A 15,164-nucleotide genomic window follows, 5' to 3' on the forward strand; every position below is an offset into this window, starting at 1 on the left:
TCGATGCATCCCGCAACACCCCGTCTTTGTCGCCCGGACTCGGGTCCTCGATCAGCGGGCTTGCTGATCGCGCTTCATCGAGATGGGGTGATAAGAGTAGTCGTTGGGTGCGCTATCGCCGGCGGTGAACTCCTGAACTCCCGGATAGCGGTCGACGTCGTGAAGGCTGGCACTCCAGTCGACCACCACGTCTCGGTGCGCGATCTTCCAGATGCCGTCTCGCTTTTCGAGGATGTCGACGTATCGGCCACCCAGCGTCCGAAGATCGTCTGTGGGGGTGTCTCGGGAAGAGCTCTCGCACACCAAGAAATAGGTTTCGCATTTGGCCGCGTCTCCCTCGATCTCGATGAAGGACTGACCGAGGAGGTGCTGCAGTCCGGCCAACTGCCCCCCGAGACCCAGGGCCCACGTGACGAACTCTTGGGCATTTCCTCGGTAGAGCCCGTGATTGTCATAGCCATCGGGCCAGTAGGCGCCGCGCTCGAGTTCTTCATCGAGGCGGTCTGCGCCGCGGACGTAGCGAATGACAACTTGACGGACCGCATCGCGCTCGAGAAGGTCCTTGATTCGTGTGTACTCTTCCGGCGTCAGGGTGATTCCATCTGATTCTCGCTCGGCCATGGCTGTGGGTCCTCTCGTGGGAACGCGTTCGGTTGACGTCCATTTGATGCACGCCGCGGCGGCGCGATCAGCGCAATTGGTGGGGTCTCTGCCAGCCATCCAGGCCAGCGACGGCGGTCAAGGATGCGAGCCCCTGAGAAAGTCTGAAGACGTGCCGTGCGATACATCATCGGGGTCGCCCATGTGGCTGTCAACTAACATCATGAGGATAAATTCGGCGACTTCCTGAGGATTTCGCCACAACCCGGCACCTCAATATTCATCATGAGGAACCTTGACTCTGTGGTAGTTGTGTTGTTAGCGTCACACCAGGGAGCTGGCCCCGGGGCAGAGTCAAATCGGCACCCCACAGTGCACCCATCGCGACGTCCGTGCGACGACGCGACGGGATGGGTGTCTGTACCGGGTGCCGGCCCACTGGAGGATCGCGAGACCGGTCCCTCAACCTCATTCGAGTGGAAAGATTGATGATGACTTCTGACCGAACGTCCTTGCTGCCCAGCACCCTCCTCATCGGCGATCAGCGAATCGGCACGGCGAGCGGTGGCGTGCTCGAGCACATCCACCCCGCCTCGGGCAAGGTCCAGGCCTCCCTTCCGCTCGCCGGTGCCGCGGAGATCGATCAGGCCGTGGCGGCGGCTCAGGCGGCGTTGCCGATCTGGCGGAGCTGGGATCCGAGCGAGCGTCGGCGTGCGCTCATCCGGCTCGCAGATCTGTTCCGTAAACACGCAGAAGAGATCTCGACGATCCACAGCCTCGAGACCGGGATGCCGTTCACGCAGGCAGACTGGCCCACCAAATGGGGTATCGACTGGCTGGAAGACGCCGCCGGGTGGGCCGACAAGCTCTACGGCGACACCGTCCCGATCAGCTCTCAGGGCCTCTTCAACTACACGTCGATCGAGCCGTTCGGTGTCGTCGCCACCATCCTCACCTGGAACGGTTCCGTCGGCGCCTTCGGCATGGCGGCCGGCCCGGCGCTCGCCGCCGGCTGCACCGTCGTCGTGAAGCCGTCCGAGTTGTCCCCGTTCGGCCCGATCCGCGCCGCCGAACTGGCGCTGGAAGCCGGCTTCCCCCCCGGCGTGGTCAACGTCGTGGCCGGCGGCCCAGAAGCCGGTGAGGCACTGGTATCACATCCCGGCATCAGCAAGATCGCTTTCACCGGCGGCGGCCCGACCGCAAAGCGGATCGCGGTGTCCGCGGCCCAGAACCTCACGCCGAGCATCTTTGAGCTCGGCGGCAAGTCCGCCAGCATCACCTTTGGCGACGCGGATCTGTCAGCCGCCGTTGCGCACGCCACGTTCGTGAGCGTCCACGCGGGCCAGCAGTGCACGTTGGGCTCTCGTATGTTCGTTCACACAAGTGTGTTCGAGGAATTCAACGATCGGCTGGCGTCCGCGTTGGAGGCGATGAAGGTCGGTCTTCCGTTCGACGAGGGATCGCAGATGGGTCCTCTCATCAATCAGGCAGCCATGGACCGAGTGCACGGCTTGGTCGACAGGGCCCGTGCCTACGGTGAGGTTCGCGCCGGCGGTACCCGCCTGGGCGGCCAACTGAGCGACGGGTACTTCTTCCCACCGACGCTCGTCTCCGGAGTCACGAACGATTCCGAGCTTGCCCGCACCGAAGTATTCGGTCCGGTGCTGGCCACCATCCCGTTCGAGGACGAGGACGAGGCGATCGCGATGGCCAACGACAGCGAGTTCGGTTTGTCCGGCTACATCTTCAGCAGTGACATCTCGCGGGTGCACCGCGTGGTGCCCAAGCTGGACACCGGCAACGTCGGCGTCAACGGAGCATTCGTGACGGCCGGACCGACCCTGCCCTTCGGTGGCCGCAAACAGAGCGGCTACGGCAAGCAGGGTGGCCTGGCCGGGGTCATGGAGTTCATCAACACGAAGACCGTGACGGTCAAGCTGGGCGACCCGAGCTGACCGGACCCGATGGAGGGACGAGGTCTTGTCCTCGCCCTCCATCGTCGGGCATTCGCGATCCTGCCCGAGATGCTCGCGTCGCCGGACGCACTGCGTCCGTGTCAATCGGCCAACAAACCAACGAGCCAACAAGCCAGCCCCCCGCGGACAGCTCTTGGCGTTCTACCGCTCGACCATGCCAGGAGGCGACATGCAGCGAACCATCTTCAATGAGGACCACGAAGCGTTCCGAGAGACGGTGCGCGCGTTCATTGATCGGCACGTTCGGCCGCGCTCGGCGGAAATGCAAGGCGCGCATGCAATCCCGCGTGACATCTGGCTGGCCGCCGGTGACCTCGGCCTACTCGGCCTCCAGGTGCCAGAGGAGCACGGGGGCTCCGGGTCGAGTGACTATCGGTACACGGCGATCGTCGCCGAGGAACTTGCCCGCGAGGCGGCAGCTCTGGCCTCGTGCTTCACCATCCACCTTGATGTGAATGCGCCATATCTCACGGAGCTGACCACACCTGAGCAACGGGAGCGCTGGCTGCCGGGCTTCTGTTCGGGCGAGATCGTCACGTCCATCGCCATGACCGAGCCCGGCGGCGGATCGGACCTCGCCGCGCTCAAGACCACGGCAATCGCCGACGGCAGCGGTTGGGTCCTGAACGGTTCGAAGATCTTCATCACCAATGGCTTCTCGAGCGACCTGGTCATCGTCGCTGCGCGCACCACCCCAGGACGCGGTGCCCGTGGCATCAGCCTCTTCGGGGTCGAGACCGGCACAGCCGGCTTCAGCCGTGGCCAAAAACTCGACAAGGTCGGCCAAGACGAGTCCGACACTGCTGAGCTGTTCTTCCAAGACGTTCATCTCGACAAGGGTTCCCTCATCGGCAACCTTGACGAGGGGTTCATCCACATGATGCAGCGACTTCCGCAGGAACGCCTCAGCTGCGCCATTGCCAACATCGCACATGCCGACCAAATCCTCCGCGAGACACTGGATTACGCGCGGCAACGGAAGGCTTTCGGACAGGTGATCGGATCCTTCCAGCACAACAAGTTCCTTCTTGCCGAACTCGTCACGAAGGTAGAGGCAACGCAGATCTATGTCGACCACGCGATCGCACGCCACGTGGATGGCGAGCTGACGGCAACGGAGGCCGCAAAGATCAAGTGGTGGTCGGCTGAGGTCCAGAACGAGGTCCTCGACGATTGCGTCCAACTGTGGGGCGGCTACGGCTACATGAACGAGTACCGCGTGGCGCGAGCATGGCGCGACGCGCGCGTGACCAAGATCTGGGCCGGGTCCAACGAGATCATGAAGGAGCTCATCGGTCGCGAACTCGGGCTCTGATCGGCCAAACCCATTGCCGTGTAAGCAAGTTGGAGTCGACCTCCGAAGTCGGCGATTCGCTTACTGGCGCGATCCGGGACGATTGATGCGTTAGCTCACAACTGCCCAACACGTGTGTTGCATCTCATACGTGCTATGGGTACGCTTAATCCTCATGAGGATTAGCGGTTCGGTTCCGTCGGCCGCTCTCCCCAGTCGGTCGCGGTCGATTCGTCGTGAGGGCAACTGCGACCCAACTTCCAAGTCATCTACCTCCTGGGAGCGCCATGAGTAGCAATGCAAAGCCGGTCGAGAAGATCGACCGAGTCGTCATCCGGTTCGCGGGGGACTCCGGTGACGGTATGCAGCTGACCGGCGACCGTTTCACGCAGGAGACGGCAGCTTTCGGCAATGACCTGTCGACGATGCCAAACTTTCCTGCGGAGATCCGGGCGCCGGCAGGGACCATCCCCGGGGTCTCGTCGTTCCAGTTGCACTTCGCCAACCGCGACATCCTCACCCCTGGTGACCACCCGCATGTGCTGGTGGCAATGAACCCGGCCGCACTCAAAGCGAACATCGCCGACCTGCGTCCTGGGGCAACGGTGATCGTCGACACTCACGACTTCACCAAACGCAACCTCGCCAAGGCTGGGTATGCGGCCGACCCACTCGACGACGGTTCGCTGGCGAGCTTCAACCTGCATGCGATCGACCTGACCGGACTCACCGTGGCTTCGGTCAAAGACTTTGGGCTCTCCCGTAAGGATGCCGCCCGTTCGAAGAACATGTTCGCACTCGGATTGCTGTCATGGATGTATGGCCGTCCCGTGGAAGGGACGCTTGCTTACATCGCCTCGAAATTCGCCAAGGCACCGGCAATCCGGGACGCGAACATCGCGGCGTTCAAGGCCGGGTGGAACTTCGGCGAGACGACCGAGGCCTTCGCGGTTTCCTATGAGATCGAGCCGGCTGAGGTTGCAGCGGGTCGCTACCGCAACATCACCGGCAACACCGCGCTGTCCTACGGGTTGATCGCCGCAGGACATCTTTCCGGTCTGCCGGTGTTTCTCGGGGCCTACCCAATCACCCCGGCCTCTGACATCCTGCACGAACTCAGTAAGCACAAGCGGTTCGGAGTCACAACCTTCCAGGCCGAGGACGAAATCGCCGGGATCGGTGCGGCCTTGGGTGCTTCCTTCGGCGGGCACCTCGGCGTCACAAGCACCTCGGGACCGGGCGTCGCCCTGAAGGCTGAGGCCATGGGTCTCGCCGTGATGCTGGAGTTGCCTCTGGTGGTGGTCGACGTCCAGCGCGGAGGACCCTCCACAGGATTGCCGACCAAGACCGAGCAGGCCGACCTCTTGCTGGCGATGTTCGGCCGGAACGGCGAGGCCCCGCTGCCTGTCATCGCCCCCCAGTCGCCGACGGATTGCTTCGACGCAGCGGTCGACGCAGCCCGGATAGCCATCACCTACCGCACGCCGGTGATGTTGCTCTCGGACGGCTACCTCGCCAACGGCTCCGAGCCCTGGCGGCTGCCCGACGTCGATGGCCTGCCCCGGATCGACCCCGGCTTCGCGACGGGGGCCAACGACGAGTCCACCGACGGCGCAACGTTTCTGCCCTACAAGCGGGACCCACAGACCCTTGCGCGACCGTGGGCGCCACCGGGAGTCGCTGGACTCGAACACCGCATCGGTGGCATCGAAAAGGCCGACCTGACCGGCGAGATCTCCTATGACCCGGCCAATCACGACTTCATGGTCCGCACCCGGCAAGCCAAAGTCGACGCCGTTGCCGATTCGATTCCCGATCTCATCGTCGACGACCCCTCCGGTAAAGCGCAGATGCTGGTGGTCGGCTGGGGCTCCACCTATGGACCGATCGCCGCCGGCGTACGGCGAGTACGCGCCCACGGGCTCGACATCGCACAGGTCCATGTGCGCCATCTCAACCCCTTCCCAAACAATCTCGGCACGATTCTCGCCTCCTACGACAAGGTCCTCGTCCCCGAGATGAACCTCGGGCAACTGAGCCTGTTACTCAGAGCTAAGTACCTCGTGAACGCCGAGGGGTACAACACTGTCTCCGGCATGCCGTTCGGGGCAGAAGAGCTCGAGCGCGTCTTCCTCGACGCGCTGCACGAGCTCACCCCCGATGACGTCCCGGCCGAGATACCGACAACCCTGCAGGAGTCCCTTTCATGACCACCTTCGATCTGACGTCGCCCACCCGCCGGGGCACTGATCTGGTGCCGGGAACCGAAGCGCCGCAGAGCCGCAAGGACTTCGCTTCCGACCAAGAAGTGCGCTGGTGTCCCGGTTGCGGTGACTACGCCGTGCTCGCGGCGGTCCAAGGGTTCCTGCCCGAGCTGGGCCTGCGCCGAGAGAACATCGTTTTCGTGTCCGGGATCGGCTGCTCCAGCCGGTTCCCCTACTACCTCGACACCTACGGCTTGCATTCCATTCACGGACGCGCGCCTGCGATCGCCACCGGGCTGGCCACAGCCCGCGAAGACCTGTCGGTATGGGTCGTCACCGGGGACGGAGACGCGCTGTCCATCGGCGGCAATCATCTAATCCACGCTCTGCGTCGCAATGTCAACATGACGATCCTGCTTTTCAACAACCGGATCTACGGTCTCACGAAGGGGCAGTACTCCCCCACCTCTGAGGTCGGCAAAATCACCAAGTCCACCCCTGTCGGATCTGTGGACCACCCGTTCAACCCTGTTTCCCTTGCACTCGGCGCTGAGGCAACATTCGTGGCCCGCACCGTCGATTCTGACCGAAAGCATCTGACCGAGGTGCTGCGCGCCGCGGCGGCTCACCGCGGCACCTCGCTCGTCGAGATCTACCAGAACTGCCCAATTTTCAATGATGACGTGTTCGCTTCGATGAAGGACCCGGAGACGGCCCCGAACGTGATCATCCCGCTCGCACATGGCCAACCAATCCGCTTCGGCAAACCCGACGCCAACGGCGACAGCCCCCAGGGCCTCTTCAAGGACCCGGTCACCGGCACTGTGGAGGTGCGCCCCGTGACCGTCGCAAACGAGTCCGACGTGCTCGTCCACGACATATTCGCCGACGACCCGTCGGTCGCGTTCGCGATCTCGCGATTGACATCCTTCGGGGAGATGACCCGCGCCCCCATCGGCATCTTTCGTCAGGTCAATCGCCCGACCTACGACGATCAGACGCGGGACCAGGTCGCGCACGAGACCGAACACGGGATCGGCGACCTCCAGGAACTGCTCGACGGAAACGATCACTGGACCGTGGGCTGACGCCGAATCGGCCCAGCACCGGCAAATATCTCGAAGGAACACGAGTGACTTACATCATCACCCTGCCCTGCGTCGACCTCAAAGACCGTGCCTGCGTGGAAGAGTGCCCTGTCGACTGCATCTACGAGGGTGAGCGCATGCTGTACATCCACCCGGACGAGTGCGTCGACTGCGGCGCCTGTGAGCCCGTGTGCCCCGTCGAAGCGATCTTCTACGAGGACGACGCGCCCGAGGAGTGGCAGCCATACCAGAAGGCCAACGCAGAGTTCTTCGACGACCTCGGCTCGCCCGGCGGTGCCGGCAAACTCGGCGCAGTCGCCAAGGATCATCCCCTCGTCGCTGCCCTCCCACCTCAGGCCGAATAGCTCTCGCGCTTGCGCGCCGTCCGAAGTCCAGCTGGAGCACGCATTCCATCGAACAGGTCGCGGCAGCCTCGTCGTCGTATAACTGCGCCACACCACGCGCCAGATAGACGCGCCGATGTGACCCCACCGCCCACATCTTCCCGGACTCGCTAGCTGTTTCTGCAGCGATGATCGACCATGCCGCGCGGATCATGTCAGTCAGTCAGCAGCACGTTCATGGCACCCGTTGAACAACACAACATCTGGATGCTTTGTGGAGGAAGCCAGAAGCCGAAGACGTATGCCGATCGGCCTCTGGGCTGCAGATGACGAGGGCCGCGGCCTTGGGAATGCCGACTCATCCCGGTGACTGACGGCATCAACCGAAATGCCAATGGCATCAGCGGGGATGGCGTGCCGCAGTCTCCATCCCCGCTGGTGGTGACCTTCAGGTCGCCTTGGTCAACTGCGCCAGCTAGGAGACCTGCCACAGCGTTTTGTACTGCTCTTGGTAGTTGGGCGGGTCCCAACTGGTCATGCCGTCCGGCACGGTTTCGGTCGTCCACAATTGCAGACCTGTCGAGTCGTGTTCCGCTTGCAAAGTGTCCATTCCGACGCTGAACCGTGCGATCTGGTCGAACAGCAGCCACGGGTAGTCGTTGACCGGGTACAGGTCCCCTGCCGGATAGGTCCCATTCCTGACCAGTTCCACCTCGCCTCGTTCAGGCCGGTGAGGTAAGCATCAACGTCGGTGAGACCGGCACCTTTGAGGGCCGGAGCCAAGCCGGTCGCCAGACTGGAGAACGTGGTGATCACGTACTTGACGTCCGGATTCTGTCGGACTTTCGCAGCGATCGTGGAGGCCACGTCCCCGCCGAGATCCGCGGCCGGAATTCCCAGGAGCTCAAGAGTGCATTCACTGCAATTGTCGGCGACGTACTGCTTCGCTCGGTCGTCGATGGGTGCCAAGTTCGGGAAATCAGGCGCGCTCACGAGCAGTGCACTGCCGGTACCCCCGCTCTCGACGATCATCTTGTCCAGCAGGCCAAGGACTGCGAGCTCCGTCGCGGTCCGCAGGGTGTTGCCGTAAAGACCGTTCGCCTCACCCTGCGGCTCATCGAGCCCGGCGCCGAAAAAGACAGGAACTCCGGCCTTTTTTGGCCGCGTCCATGCCGGCTCCCGTTGCCTGGACGGAGGATGAGGTCACCACGATGTAATCGACCTTCTGACTGACCGCGCGGATCATCGCGTTGGGAATCGACTGCGGGTCGGTCGCGTCGATCGCCGAGACGTTGACATCCCAACCCAACGCCGCGCCCGCATCCTTCATCGGCTGGTCGTAGACAGCCGCCGCGGAGTTGTTGTAGCGGATGACCTCAACCCTCTTGCCGGTCGGCGGCCGCTCGGTCAGCGGCGTGTCCACCTGAATCTTGGTCTCGCCCAACGGTATCAGGAGCGGGGCGAGGCGCTCCTGCGCGGCCGCAACGGCCGCGTCGTCAGTCTTCCCCGATGAGCCGCCTTCGGTACCGGCACTGCTGCACGCGGCAACCAGGAACAGCAAGCATGCCGCGGCGAGCGCGATTACTCGCCTCTGGCCGCGAGGTAAACGCCTGCGAATTGTTGAGAACACACGACCTCCGAAAAAAGGGGGATGACACGAGATGGCAATGGGTACAAGCACTATGAGAAGGCGGCGAGCGTGATTGCGGCCTGTTTGCAGCGATGTGAGTTGCGCCAGAATGGAGTTTGTCAGCCAGTTTGAGCACAGTCAATAGTTCCTCATGAGAAATAGGGGAATCTGGACGGTTCGGGCTGCTCGGGCTATTAGAAGGCGGGGTACTTCGACTTCGACACCTGCGGACGACACTTACTGATGAGATCGAGGTCCGTTAAATCATCGACGTCAAAGGAGAGGCCCCCGTGTCGTCCGGTGGACGACGCAGGGGCCTCAAGGTGGCACGCAGCAACTAGGTGATCAGCCACAACTTCTTGTACTGCTCTTGGTAGTTGGGCGGGTCCCAACTGGTCATGCCGTCCGGTACGGTCTCGGTCGTCCAGAGTTGCAGACCCGTCGAATCGTGCTGCGCCTGCAAAGTGTCCGCTCCGACGCTGAACCGTGCGATCTGGTCGAACAGCAGCCACGGGTAGTCGTTGACCGGGTACAGGTCCCCTGCCGGATAGGTCCCATTCCTGACCAGTTCCACCTCGGCCTCGCTAAGGCCAGACAAATACGGCTTTACGTCGGTGAGACCGGCACTTTTGAGGGCGGGCGCCAGTCCGGTCGCCACGCTGGAGAACGTGGTGATCACGTACTTGATGTCCGGATTCTGGCGGACTTTCGCAGCGATCGTGGAGGCCACGTCCCCGCCGAGATCCGCGGCCGGAATTCCCAGGAACTCAAGGGAACATTCACTGCAGTTGTCGGCGACGTACTGCTGTGCTGAATCGTTGATCGGAGCCAGGTTGGGGAAATCGGGCGCGTTCACGAGCAGTGCGCTGCCAGTGCCCCCACTGTCGACGATCATCTTGTCCAGCATCGCGAGGACCGCGAGGTTCGTCGTGGTCCGCAGGGTGTTGCCGTAAAGGCCGTTCGCCTCACCCTGCGGCTCATCGAGCCCGGCGCCGAAAAAGACAGGAACTCCGGCCTTTTTTGGCCGCGTCCATGCCGGCTCCCGTTGCCTGGATGGAGGAAGCGGTCACCACGATGTAGTCGACCTTCTGGCTGACCGCGCGGATCATCGCGTTGGGAATCGACTGCGGGTCGGTTGCGTCGATCGCCGAGATGTTGACATTCCAACCCAGGGCAGAGCCTGCATCCTTCATCGGCTGGTCGTAGACAGCCGAGGCCGAGTTGTTGTAGCGGATGACCTCAACCCTTTTGCCGGTCGGCGGCCGCTCGGTCAGCGGCGTGTCCACCTGAATCTTGGTCTCGTTCACTGGGATCACCAGCGGAGCAAGGCGCTCCTGCGCGGCCGCAACGGCCGCGTCGTCAGTCTCGCCTGATGAGCCGCCTTCGGTACCGGCACTGCTGCACGCGGCAACCAGGAATAGCAACAGTGCGACGAATACGGCGACTACCCGCGTTTGACCGCGAGGTGAACACCTGCGGATTGTTGAGAACACTCTGCCTCCGAACAAGATTGGATGTACTGGGGTGGGAATAGGAGCACCGGACGATCTGCATTTCGTGCGGCGGGGTGCTGCTGAGAACAGCTGGGCACGCGGCGCTTTCTACAACGCGGGCCGGGATGGCCCGAGCGGCCGAGGTACCTCTCGTAGTTGCTAAGACGCCACGTGGGCGCCTTGCGGGACCGACGGCTCCGGATCGTTGGACTCGGTGTCGGTGGGTTCGACCGCCGTCGCCTTGCGAACCGCCTGCCTGCGAGTGAACATCACGGCAGCGATGAGAGCGAGGCCGTTGAACATCGGCGTGATCCAGAATCCGGACTCCGACAGCCACAACTGCAGACCCTGAACGCCCAGAGCCAGGGTGAAGATCGCCAGTAGGGTGCCCCAGACGTTCGGTCGCTGGTTGAACTGCGTAGCGCCGAGGAAGACCGCGGCGAACGCAGGAAAGAGGAACGGCATACCGATCGAGTTCGAGAAGGTCCCCACCTGGGCTATGAACACCACTCCGGCGAGTCCCGCGATAGCTCCCGATGCGATGAACGAGCCGACCACGACACGCTCTGAGCGAACACCAGAAAGGCGCGCGGCCTCTCGATTGAATCCCGACGCGAAGACATGCCGACCGGCCTTGGTGTACTGCAGGATGTACCAGACCAGCAGAGCCACGGCCAAGGTCACGAACAGACCGTTGGGGACCCCCAAGCTCAGTCCCTGCCCCCAGTCCATGAAGCCCTTGGAGAGGGAAGCCACCACCATCTCGTTGTTGGACAGTTTGAGCGCGATCGCCACCAGGACCTGACTGGTCGCCAACGTCGCGATGAACGAGTTGAGACCGAGCTTGCCGACCAAGATCCCGTTGACCAGGCCCACGAGCGCACAGGCCGCGATGGCAATCAGAATCATCCCCACCAATCCGAGACCGGGGTACTCGTTGCTCATCCACGCCATGAGGGCTACCGACAACGCAAGATTGGCGCCCACACTGATGTCGAACTCGCCCGCGATGAAGGGCACAAGCACGGCCAGCGCCAAGATGCCGACGACCGCTTGACTGCGGGCGACGCCCTGGAACGTGACGTCCGTCAGGAACAGTCCAGGAATCGTGATGCCGAATATCGCGATGACCAGGACGAGCAGGTAGATCACACTGATCCGCTTGGGGCTGAGCAGGCTCAGCACAGCCGACTTATCACGCATGGGTAATGCCCTTCTGGAACGCCGCTTCGGCGGTTTCGTTGATTGGTCGTACGTCAGCTGCGAGCAGCTGTTCTTCTTCGATTCGCTCGACGTTCAGGTCCTGGCCGGTCAGCTCAGCACCGGGAAGCCCGCGGCGGAAAACCAAGACACGCGTGGCCACCTGCACCAGTTCCTCGACGTCGGTGGAGCAGATGATGACACCCGCACCCGCAGACGCAGCGTCGACGATCAACCGGTGGATCGTGTCCTTCGCGCCGACGTCCACGCCCTGGGTGGGCTCGTCCAGCACCAGCACTTTCGGTTCGGTCCGCAGCAGCCGACCCAGGACGACTTTCTGCTGGTTTCCGCCGGAGAACTGGTCGATGACGCGGTCCTGCATCGGAGGTCGCACGTCAAGCGTCTCCATCCACTTCTCCGCATCTCTACGCTCGAGACGCGGACTGAGACGACCCCGCCGTGAGATTGACTTGAGATTGGCAATGGTGAGGTTTTCCCGCAGGTCGCCGTGCTGAGGAGAGCATCACGGCGGCGTTCGGCAGGCGCAAACGCCAGGCCGTGTGCCAGAGAGTCGGCTGGATCCGCCTGTCGAACGGGTTGCCCGTCGACCGTGACCGTGCCCCAGCGGAACGTCTGCCCGGCAATCGCGCCGGCAATGTTTTCGCGTCCCGACCCCGTCAGGCCCGCGATTCCCAGCACCTCACCCGGAAAGACATCGAGACTCACCCCGCGGAGCCCGTCTCCACTTACGTCACGGACAGCGAGTCTTGGAACCCGGTCAGAGTCGGCCTCCGCCGCGGCGGCCTCGTACTGAGCGCGTGGTGTCAGTACGCGGCCCAACATCAACTCGACAAGACGATCGTGAGACAGATCGTCGATCGAGGTCGTCGTGATGCGTCGACCGTCCCGCAGGACCGTCACGGTGTCGGCCAACCCGAGTACCTCGTCGAGATGGTGACTGATGAATAGGACCGAGCCGCCCGCTTGGGTAAGCCGCCGCAGCGCGGTGAAGAGCAACTGAGCATCGGGCCCGGGCAGAGACGCAGTGGGCTCATCGAGGACGAGCAAAGCAGGTGGCGTCTCCCCACGAAGTGCCCGCACGATGGCGACTGCAGTGCGCTCGGCCGCCGACAACTCCCCGACGAGCGCACGCGGGTCGATGTCGTAGCCGAAATCGTTGATGGCCAGGGCAGTCCGGGACCGTTCGTCCTTCTTCGTGATCGGACTCACCCAGCCGCGGTCGGACTCGATGAAGAAGTTCTCGGCAACACTCAGATCGTCGATGAGACCCAGATCCTGGTGGACGAAGCGCAGACCCGCATCTTTCGCAGCCGTCACCGACCCCAGTTCGAACGAGCCTCCCGCAACTGTGGCAACACTGCCGGCATCAGGGCTGTGGTAGCCGGCGAGGAGTTTCACCAGCGTCGACTTCCCGCAACCATTCTGACCGACGACGGCATGGATCTCGCCGCTACGGATGTCCAGGTCTATCGAGTCGAGAGCGAGTTGCGCTCCGAACGACTTGGTCACGCTTCGTAGCGACAGAACCGTCTCGCTACTCGACGGCGCGGTGACAGTCATAGGAGTTCTCTGTTCTCTCTCTCAAACTGGATGGATTCCGGGGGCACGGACCCCTGTGCCGCACAGACGTTTTGCGGCCGGTGTGAGTGCGCTCACAGTGAAGTGTGTCAGTGGATTCACTCACAGTCAAGAGTTCCTCATGACGAATTTGGAGTGCCAGATCTTCTGGATTTGCAATCCGAACGACGGGATCGCGGCGCGATCGATCAGCGCGGCCACCACGCGATGCATCGGGGACCGCCTCGACTATTACGTTGTCAGCCAACGGGATCGTCTACGAGCTGCTCGCAAGTTGAATCATGTGCGAACGTCACCGCCAAACCAGTCAGCCATCCGGACGCACCCAATTGTTGTTCGCCGGCCTCAGGTGGACCGATGGTGCCGACAGGTCGGTCTTCTGCACGAGCGCGCAGAGCTGCAAGTTCGCGTACGACCCGAGATCCCGTGACTCAGCCCGTGAACGCTGGATAAGACATTGTGCGACAACACTTGTAGCAGTATCCGGGATCTGTACCGATCTGATCCAAGCGACATATTTCGTGGGCGGTCGGGGTTCAGTAGGAGCCTTTCGAGAAGGCCATATCAAAGCGGCACGAGGGTGACGAAATAGTCTCCCCGTAGCAACAAATTCGCAAAAGACACAACAGAACTAAGCCGCAATGACCGACGACCCCGACCCAGAGTCCACGGACTCATCGACGCCGCCGGTGCGCGCCCCATCAAGACGTGAGCGACCCCGCAGGCGCCTCAGTGGCCGATACTTGTACTGTCGCCGACAACCGGCCGGGGTCGTGAGGTCAGGCCGACGGCGCCGTCCTCAGCTCTTGATGTCGGTCAGGGCGTGACCGGAGGGTTGTCGATATACGCGAGACCCTCGATCGCGAGACCGTGCCCGATATCAGCGCGTACCCGGCGCCGCAGCTCGAAAGTGAGAGCACGGCGAGTGGCGCGAAGCGTGACATCACCGATCTCGGCGAACTGGTTCGCGAACTCGAGAGCTCGTGGCAGCAGGTTCTCGAGCGGCAGCACCTCGCTGACCAAACCGAGTGACAATGCCTCCTGGGCCGAGATCCTCTGGCCGGTCAGCAAGAAGTACCGGGACCGGTTGAGCCCCATCAACATCTCCCAGACGATGTTGTTGCCATCGCCGGGGACACGGCCCGCCGCGAAGTGGGTGCTGTCCTGGATGACCGTGTCCTCAGAGCACAGCATCACGTCTCCGACGAAGGGCCAGCAGGGGTGAATCGTGAGCGGACCGTTGATGGCGGTGATCACAGGAACGTCGATATCCATGATGCCCGTGAGAATTCGCTCTGCGCTCCACTGGACGTGGTCCCACCCGCGTGGCGTCGTCTTGTCGCCAGAAAGGCCCGCGGAGTCGAGGATGTCACTGAAGGACGAGCCCGTGCCCGTGAGAACCACGACTCTGTTATCCCGGTCGGCCGCGATGTCATAGAAGACTTGCGAGAGCTCGTTGTGTGCCGGGCGAGTCATCACGAACGGGCCGCCGTCAGTGTGAAGGCGAACGAGCAGAACGCCGTTCGGCGACCTCTCCAGGGAGATGGACTCATAGCGGCTCTGGTAGTCGTCGAGGGTCAGCACGGTGTCTCCACTGTAGGTAGGTTGATTAAAGGTGGCCAGAACGGCGTCGCCGATCTGGCGGCGGGGCTTGGTCGACAGCTGATTGTCGCAGTTGATCATCCGTTAAGTCAAGGATTCATCATGATGAATCCTTGACTACCATCACGCCGGGG

General features: G+C 62.7%; 13 protein-coding genes and 2 pseudogenes. 5 read left to right on the forward strand and 10 right to left on the reverse strand.

What is annotated here, in order from left to right:
- Nucleotides 1–51: 51 nt before the first annotated feature.
- Complete coding sequence (locus W823_RS39925; protein ID WP_023957002.1) at nucleotides 52–621, reverse strand: nuclear transport factor 2 family protein; 570 nt, start codon at nucleotides 619–621, stop codon at nucleotides 52–54.
- Between the two features lie 470 nt (nucleotides 622–1,091).
- Here W823_RS39925 and W823_RS39930 point away from each other — a divergent pair, with 470 nt between their 5' ends.
- From W823_RS39930 to fdxA, 5 genes are all read left to right on the forward strand, one after another.
- On the forward strand, nucleotides 1,092–2,555 hold the full coding sequence (locus tag W823_RS39930) for an aldehyde dehydrogenase (protein WP_031331934.1): 1,464 nt from the start codon (nucleotides 1,092–1,094) through the stop codon (nucleotides 2,553–2,555).
- Between the two features lie 190 nt (nucleotides 2,556–2,745).
- Nucleotides 2,746–3,891 (forward strand): acyl-CoA dehydrogenase family protein, encoded by a 1,146-nt coding sequence (locus W823_RS39935; protein WP_031331936.1) that lies wholly within the window; start codon nucleotides 2,746–2,748, stop codon nucleotides 3,889–3,891.
- A gap of 266 nt (nucleotides 3,892–4,157) precedes the next feature.
- Nucleotides 4,158–6,080, forward strand: a complete 1,923-nt coding sequence (locus W823_RS39940) for a 2-oxoacid:acceptor oxidoreductase subunit alpha (protein ID WP_023957008.1) — start codon at nucleotides 4,158–4,160, stop codon at nucleotides 6,078–6,080.
- The gene (locus tag W823_RS39945; protein ID WP_023957010.1) at nucleotides 6,077–7,162 is read left to right on the forward strand and encodes a 2-oxoacid:ferredoxin oxidoreductase subunit beta; all 1,086 of its coding nucleotides are present in this window, start codon (nucleotides 6,077–6,079) and stop codon (nucleotides 7,160–7,162) included. The genes W823_RS39940 and W823_RS39945 overlap by 4 nt, the downstream gene beginning before the upstream one ends.
- A gap of 44 nt (nucleotides 7,163–7,206) precedes the next feature.
- Nucleotides 7,207–7,527, forward strand: a complete 321-nt coding sequence (fdxA, locus tag W823_RS39950) for a ferredoxin (RefSeq protein WP_023957012.1) — start codon at nucleotides 7,207–7,209, stop codon at nucleotides 7,525–7,527.
- A gap of 454 nt (nucleotides 7,528–7,981) precedes the next feature.
- On the opposite strand, the gene W823_RS39955 is transcribed toward fdxA, so the two are convergent.
- From W823_RS39955 to W823_RS39985, 9 genes and pseudogenes are all read right to left on the reverse strand, one after another.
- The gene (locus W823_RS39955) at nucleotides 7,982–8,218 is read right to left on the reverse strand and encodes a hypothetical protein (RefSeq protein WP_023957014.1); all 237 of its coding nucleotides are present in this window, start codon (nucleotides 8,216–8,218) and stop codon (nucleotides 7,982–7,984) included.
- Nucleotides 8,219–8,620: 402 nt separating this feature from the next.
- Nucleotides 8,621–8,950 carry a hypothetical protein gene (locus W823_RS39960; protein ID WP_161633993.1) on the reverse strand — a complete coding sequence of 110 codons (330 nt, stop codon included), beginning with the start codon at nucleotides 8,948–8,950 and terminating at the stop codon, nucleotides 8,621–8,623.
- Nucleotides 8,951–9,473: 523 nt separating this feature from the next.
- Nucleotides 9,474–10,043, reverse strand: a complete 570-nt coding sequence (locus W823_RS39965) for a hypothetical protein (RefSeq protein WP_023957018.1) — start codon at nucleotides 10,041–10,043, stop codon at nucleotides 9,474–9,476.
- Between the two features lie 70 nt (nucleotides 10,044–10,113).
- A complete protein-coding gene (locus W823_RS39970) occupies nucleotides 10,114–10,629 on the reverse strand; it encodes a hypothetical protein (RefSeq protein ID WP_152538032.1) in 516 nt (171 codons plus the stop codon).
- 159 nt (nucleotides 10,630–10,788) lie between these two features.
- Entirely contained in the window at nucleotides 10,789–11,832 is a 1,044-nt protein-coding gene (locus W823_RS39975) for an ABC transporter permease (protein WP_023957022.1), read from the reverse strand.
- A complete protein-coding gene (locus tag W823_RS58385) occupies nucleotides 11,825–12,121 on the reverse strand; it encodes a hypothetical protein (protein WP_200866365.1) in 297 nt (98 codons plus the stop codon). Before W823_RS58385 ends, W823_RS39975 begins: the two co-directional genes overlap by 8 nt.
- Before the next feature lie 39 nt (nucleotides 12,122–12,160).
- Nucleotides 12,161–12,331 (reverse strand): annotated as a pseudogene (locus W823_RS59565) (sugar ABC transporter ATP-binding protein); the annotation flags it as partial.
- Nucleotides 12,332–12,882: 551 nt separating this feature from the next.
- Nucleotides 12,883–13,410, reverse strand: a pseudogene (locus W823_RS59570) (ATP-binding cassette domain-containing protein); the annotation flags it as partial.
- Nucleotides 13,411–14,244: 834 nt separating this feature from the next.
- Nucleotides 14,245–15,111, reverse strand: a complete 867-nt coding sequence (locus tag W823_RS39985; RefSeq protein WP_023957032.1) for an enoyl-CoA hydratase/isomerase family protein — start codon at nucleotides 15,109–15,111, stop codon at nucleotides 14,245–14,247.
- Between the last annotated feature and the right edge of the window lie 53 nt (nucleotides 15,112–15,164).

Source organism: Williamsia sp. D3 (assembly GCF_000506245.1).
GTDB classification, from domain to species: domain Bacteria; phylum Actinomycetota; class Actinomycetes; order Mycobacteriales; family Mycobacteriaceae; genus Williamsia; species Williamsia muralis.

Coding starts and splice junctions, on each gene's coding strand:
- W823_RS39985 (WP_023957032.1), bottom strand. CDS start 15,111: ATGATCAACTGCGACAATCAGCTGTCGACCAAGCCCCGCCGCCAGATC.
- W823_RS39940 (WP_023957008.1), top strand. CDS start 4,158: ATGAGTAGCAATGCAAAGCCGGTCGAGAAGATCGACCGAGTCGTCATC.
- W823_RS39925 (WP_023957002.1), bottom strand. CDS start 621: ATGGCCGAGCGAGAATCAGATGGAATCACCCTGACGCCGGAAGAGTAC.
- W823_RS39945 (WP_023957010.1), top strand. CDS start 6,077: ATGACCACCTTCGATCTGACGTCGCCCACCCGCCGGGGCACTGATCTG.
- W823_RS39965 (WP_023957018.1), bottom strand. CDS start 10,043: ATGCTGGACAAGATGATCGTCGACAGTGGGGGCACTGGCAGCGCACTG.
- W823_RS39935 (WP_031331936.1), top strand. CDS start 2,746: ATGCAGCGAACCATCTTCAATGAGGACCACGAAGCGTTCCGAGAGACG.
- W823_RS39930 (WP_031331934.1), top strand. CDS start 1,092: ATGACTTCTGACCGAACGTCCTTGCTGCCCAGCACCCTCCTCATCGGC.
- W823_RS39975 (WP_023957022.1), bottom strand. CDS start 11,832: ATGCGTGATAAGTCGGCTGTGCTGAGCCTGCTCAGCCCCAAGCGGATC.